The sequence below is a fragment of the Devosia sp. genome, assembly GCF_040509215.1.
In the GTDB taxonomy this organism is placed as follows: domain Bacteria; phylum Pseudomonadota; class Alphaproteobacteria; order Rhizobiales; family Devosiaceae; genus Devosia.
Map to the genome: position 1 here is coordinate 1 of NZ_JBEVLL010000202.1, position 5,551 is coordinate 5,551.

The 5,551-nt window shown below is 63.0% G+C and carries 5 protein-coding genes; all 5 read right to left on the reverse strand.

Features of this window, described 5'->3' with window-relative positions; all coding sequences use genetic code 11:
• Window positions 1-15: 15 nt before the first annotated feature.
• The 5 genes from ABW043_RS11205 to ABW043_RS11225 all read right to left on the reverse strand — a co-directional run bounded on the left by ABW043_RS11205 (window position 16) and on the right by ABW043_RS11225 (window position 5,313).
• Window positions 16-636 carry a hypothetical protein gene (locus ABW043_RS11205; protein ID WP_353921290.1) on the reverse strand — a complete coding sequence of 207 codons (621 nt, stop codon included), beginning with the start codon at window positions 634-636 and terminating at the stop codon, window positions 16-18.
• A gap of 448 nt (window positions 637-1,084) precedes the next feature.
• Window positions 1,085-2,245 carry a phage portal protein gene (locus ABW043_RS11210; protein ID WP_353921291.1) on the reverse strand — a complete coding sequence of 387 codons (1,161 nt, stop codon included), beginning with the start codon at window positions 2,243-2,245 and terminating at the stop codon, window positions 1,085-1,087.
• Between the two features lie 26 nt (window positions 2,246-2,271).
• Window positions 2,272-3,516, reverse strand: coding sequence for a DNA-packaging protein (locus tag ABW043_RS11215; RefSeq protein ID WP_353921292.1), 1,245 nt, complete (start codon window positions 3,514-3,516; stop codon window positions 2,272-2,274).
• Window positions 3,517-3,540: 24 nt separating this feature from the next.
• Window positions 3,541-3,945 carry a hypothetical protein gene (locus ABW043_RS11220; protein ID WP_295410891.1) on the reverse strand — a complete coding sequence of 135 codons (405 nt, stop codon included), beginning with the start codon at window positions 3,943-3,945 and terminating at the stop codon, window positions 3,541-3,543.
• 108 nt (window positions 3,946-4,053) lie between these two features.
• A complete protein-coding gene (locus ABW043_RS11225) occupies window positions 4,054-5,313 on the reverse strand; it encodes an Hsp70 family protein (protein ID WP_353921293.1) in 1,260 nt (419 codons plus the stop codon).
• Window positions 5,314-5,551: the final 238 nt, after the last annotated feature.

Sequence of the window (5,551 nt, forward strand, 5' to 3'; positions counted from 1 at the left end):
AGTGGAAAAGTCCGGTCAGCCCCATTCCTGTCGCAGTCGCAATAGGCTCGCGGCCGCAGCACTGCTGCGTCCAGCCACCGCACTCTGCCTTTCTTTTCGGGACGCCATCTCGCCCAGAAAGGCTGTTACTTCATCAACCGAAGTCGTTTTTTCTAGCAGGCTAACAACTGCAGGCAAGTCATCGAGATATTCGTTCCACGTCGGGGGATTATGGCTCGCGTTAATAGGATCCCACTTCAGTTGCAGAACTTCCCGAACGGCGTTGATTTTCTCAGCACGCCTCACGATAGGTTCTGTGCCCGGCAGTAGATTTGCCTTGAAGAACTCGTCGTGCGTAAGCACTAGCCGAATTTCGTCCTTGCTCAGAATGCTGTCCGGATATTCTGGCCGTGCTGCGAACTTGCGATCAAGCCCGATGGCAACCTCGCGCATTTCCTGCGGTAGCCGGGCCGTTGATACGATCGTGCACGAGCCGCCGTCGTGAACCCATGTACTCTCTCCATCACGACCGAACTTGGCCGTCGTCTGGGAGGTCACGTGGCGGGCCCAGAAACTCGTTGCATCGGCCTCATAGACAAAAAGCAATTTCTCCTGACCACCGGCAGCGATGCCGAAAATCAGATCGCCAACCTTCACTGCCTCGAGGGCTTGTGCTCTTGATAACATCTGTCCCACCCTGCCGGTAATCTGGATCTAGTCGCCCAATGTATCTGAGCTGCTCTGTTCCCGACAAATCCTCGATCGCCAGTACCTTCACGGCGCAGTCCCAACAAAGATTTTTGCCGTAGATTCTGAACATCCCCGAGGTACCAGAGGTGCCGCCAGACTGGCATCCTCCGGAAAACCCATCGCATCGTGGACCGGCCACGAGGATGCGTTCAGGTTCCGCTTCTACGGCTACAAGGCGCAGTAGATCATCAATCCACTGGCCACCCTCTGGCGTCCCTTTCGGCATCCGGGGCTGGTCCGGGCGATAGCGCCGCTCTAGCGCGCCAATCAGTACATCAAGCTTCAGCGAAAGCGTTGCCAGCCGGATTTCCCACCCAAGCGCTTTCAGCGCTGACCGAGCAATTTGTGCCATGGCCTAGGCTCCCACCCCAACCATCTCCCGCTTCTCTGCATCACTGAGAAATTCCGCCCCACCCACACGCGCCCAGAGCGCCGCACGGTCCTCGGCAAGCGCTTCGACCTCGTCGAAGTCTGGCGCAACTTCCGCGCCTTCAAATGCAGGCCCAAGCCACAGGCTCAGTTCCTGGCTCACCCGCACCACCAGCGGCACAAGCGTCTGGCGCCACAGCGCCCGATTGGCCTCGGCCATATTCGCATAGGTATTGTCGCCGGGAATGCCGAGCAGCATGGGCGGCACCCCAAAGGCCAGCGCAATATCGCGCGCCGCCGCGTGCCGGGCCTCGATGAAATCCATCTCTCGCGGGCTCATGGCGATGGCCTTCCATTCGATCCCGCCATCGAGCACCATGGGCCGCCCGGCATTGGCGGCGCCAGAAAAATTCTCCTCCAGCTCCTCCTTGAGCCGGCGGAACTGCTCTTCCGTCAGCGTGCCGCCACCGGCCGAATAGACCAGCGCCCCGCTCGGCCGCGCCGCGTTGTCGAGCAGCGCCTTGTTCCACTGCGCCGAAGCATTGTGGATATCGAGGCTCGTCTGCGCCGCCTCGAGCGGCCCCATGCCATAGTGGTCGTCCATGGGGTGAAACAGCGCCATATGCAGAATGCCCGGCAGCGGCGCGCTCTCTTGCGAAATCCGCACCGTCTTCCCGCCCGCCGTATAGTCATAGGCAACCGGCCAGCCATCGCCCCCGGCCACCACCCGCATGCGATCGGGCCGCAACACGAACAGCGCCTTCACGCCCCCGTCGACAATGCCCGCCTGCAAATAGGCATTCCCCGCAGTTTGCAGATAGGCATAGACCGCCTCGAGCACTTCCGCGCCCGATTGCCGCCCATTGGGCCTCTGCAACAGACCTTTAAGCGGATGCTCGCTGACCACCTTGCCATCCACCCGCACCGTGAGCGGCACCCGGTTCGCCGTCTCGGCGATCAATCGCACACAGCGATAGACCACCGGATTGCGCATGAAACCCTGGCTGACAAGGCTCGCATAACCCCGCCCGCTCCACTGCGCCGGCCCCAATGCACTCAGCGTCATCAGCGTGTGCCCTGCAAAATTCTTGATTTCGCTGGGCGTGTTCGTCCGTCCGCCGAAAAGGCGGTTCATCCAGTTCGGCATTCTTTTGATCCTTGTCTATTCGCGGCCTAGACCCAGCGCACGCGCGGTCCAACACCCTTCAGAAGCAATTCCGTCAGCGCCCAGACCAGCGCATCCACCCGGTCCGGCGAATGCCCATCGGCCTTACCATCAGGCCCAAAGGCGCAGAGTTCATCCTCCAGTGCCGTCAGCCCCGGCACGTGCCCCACAAGCCCGCGCCCATAGAGCGCCGCCACCGGCTCCGCCCGCAGCCATTTGCCCCGGTTCGCCCGCACCGGCACCACCGGTAAAGAGGCATCCACCTGCTCAATCAGGTTCCGCACCAAATCCCCGCCCTGGTTGACCTCAACGACAATCGCGTCGGCCGCATGCGCTTCAAACGCCGCCACCGCCCGCCGCGCCCAGGTCAGCGGCGCCACGCCCTTGAGCGTCGCATCCTCCAGCACCACTGCGCCGTCGCCACTCCGCCCGGCCACGACAATCCCGCAAGCATCCGACCGCGCCGTCCCCGTCACCGGCGGGTCAACCGCCACGAGGATGCGACCCGTCACCGGCCCGCCGTCGCGAAACATGCCCCGCTGCCAAAGCGCATCGGGCCGGTCCTCGATCAGCTCGCCATCCAGCTCCTGCCGCCCCAACACCGTGCCGCGATAACGCGCCACCACGGCATCGAGAAACTGCGGCGCCAGTTGCGCCTTGTTCTCCGCGGTCGTCATCCGCACCGTTACCGTATGCGGATCGGCCAGCAGCCGCTTGATTAGCCGCGTCGGCCGCGGCGTCGTTGTCACCAATTGCCGGGGCCGATCCCCCAGCCGCAGCCCGAACTGCAACTGGTCGAACGCCTCGTCCGCATGGGGCCATTTGCCGGCCTCGTCACACCACGCTGCCGCAAATTGCGGCCCGCGAAACCGCTCCGGGTCCGATGCTGTCATGATCCAGGCTTCGACCCCATTGGGCCAAACGAGCCGATTGCCACCGCGCAGGATCGGCCTGTCATCATCGGGATGCACGGCAATGATGCCGCTCTCGCCCCGAACCATGATGCTCAGCGCCTCGGTCATGGTTTCGCCAACCAAAGCGATTGGGGTCACCCTGTCGCGCGCCAGTTCGCGCACCCATTCCGCCCCGGCCCGCGTCTTGCCCGAGCCGCGTCCGCCCATCAGCAGCCAGGTCGTCCAATCCCCCGCCGGCGGCAGTTGTTTTGGCAAGGCCCAGCGTTTCCATTCGAAAAACCGCTTCTCGACCACATCATCATCGAGAGCGGCGACTTGGCGTTCCTCGGCACTTGCCATTCCTTGCCGCCCCGCTGGTTTCCGTCACCGCGCCTTGAACTGCTCCATGCGCTTGACGAGCTTGGCCCGCAGGTCCGTCATATCCTTGCGGCTCGCCGGCTCGACATTGGGCTTGGCCGCGCCAAGCTCGATCAGCTTGTCGAGCGTCTTCACTTGCGTGGCCAAGACATTGGCCTGTTTGTCGATCGGCTCGTTCACCGCCGCCTCCAGCTTTCTGATCTGCTTGTCGAGCACCTTGAGCATGCGCGCCACGAGGTCTGCTTGTTTGGGCACCCTCGCCCGTGCGCTTAGCCAGCCTTCCATTTCGCGGCGATAGCGCAGTTGGGCGACGCTGATCCCATGCCGCCGACAGATCACTGTCGGCAGAAACTGGCGGCCCTCATATTCTTCGCGAATGGAGGCCCAGTCGGGCACCGCTATCTCGCTCATGCCCGCCTCCTGCTCTGCCGAAACCCAATTGTTCGACTATGCCTGAAGACTAGCAGATCAGCGTGACGCGGGGATTAGTTGGATAAGTTGCATAAGTTTGCGCTCGGTTCAGGCGCCGAAAACGCGCTTGGATTCAATGGCAAGGCCGAGGCCAACCGAGCCAAGCACGTCGGTGCGCACCACTTCTGCTTCAGGGAACAACGCCTGCAGCCGCCCGGCCACTGCCGGCACCAGTGTCGAACCACCGGTCAGGATTAGACTGTCCACCGCCTCGGCGCCGACACCGGCCCGCCGCAACGTCTCGACAATGGTCGCTTCAAGCCGCCGGATCGAGGCCGCCAGTGCTTGTCCCAGTTCCGCGGCCGTGATCGGCGTTGAAATCTCGCGGTCGCGTACGGGAAATACGAACTGCGTCACGTCTGCGTCGGAGAGCGCAATCTTGGCCTCTTCCACCCGCCCGACCAGTCTGTGCCCCAGCCGATCCTCGACCAGCATCACCATGGTTTCCACCATGTCTGGCTCGGCGGCTTCCCGCACGGTCGATCGCAGGTCGCGCATGGCCTTGGCGTCATAGAGCCGGTTGATCCGGTGCCAGGTCGATAGATCCACATAGGGCGCCACCGGCAGGTAGCGCTTGCCGTCCCGCGTTTCGCTACCGAGCCCAAGTTCCGGCATCACCTTGGCCATGGCCAGCAGCCGGTCAAAATCGGTACCGCCTATATGGACGCCCGCTGTCGACAAGATATCGCCGCTGCGATCAGCCAGTCCGCTGCGCTCGGGCGAAACCCGCACCACCGAAAAGTCCGAGGTACCGCCGCCAAGGTCGACGATCAGCGCCAGCTTTTCCCCGCTCACCTGCCGCTCATAGTCGAGTGCCGCCGCAATCGGTTCGAACTGAAAGGCAATATCCTTAAAACCCTGGGCGCGCACGGCGGCCTCAAGCTGCCCCTGCGCCTCGGCGTCGGCCACCGGGTCGTCATCGACGAAATGCACCGGTCGGCCCATCACCACCTGGGTCAGCTCACCACCCAGCTCCGCCTCCGCACGTCGCTTCAGTTCGCCCACAAAGCTGCCGATGATTTCCCCAAAGCCCAGCCGCCGCGCCTTTACGCGGGTCGTGTCACCATAGAGCGCGGTGCCGAGCACGCTCTTGAGCGAGCGCATCAGGCGCCCATCGGCGCCCGAAACATATTCAGCGACCGCAGCGCGCCCGAAATAGAGCTTGTCGTCTTCGAAGTTGAAGAACAGCACGCTGGGAATTGTCCGGCTGCCGCCTTCCAGCGCCAGAAGATCGGGATGCCCATCGGCGCCGACGCGTCCGAGGGTCGAATTCGAAGTGCCGAAATCGAGGCCGCAGCCAAGCGCCATTTTGAGCCGTCCTTATCTAGGGAAAGGCGCGGCAACCGCGCGAGGGACGGCCCCTATAAGGGGTTAGGGGTAGATTGGCAACTTCGAACCGTGCCGCAGGCCAAATCGCTCCAGTGGAGCGATTTGAGGTGAGAAGGCCATGAGAGCTACGCTCGAATGGCAAAGACTGGAAGAACCTCAGCGGCTTAGTCGCCGGGCCGCTCTACCCAAAGGCGAGCCAACACCAGCCTACCCCGTC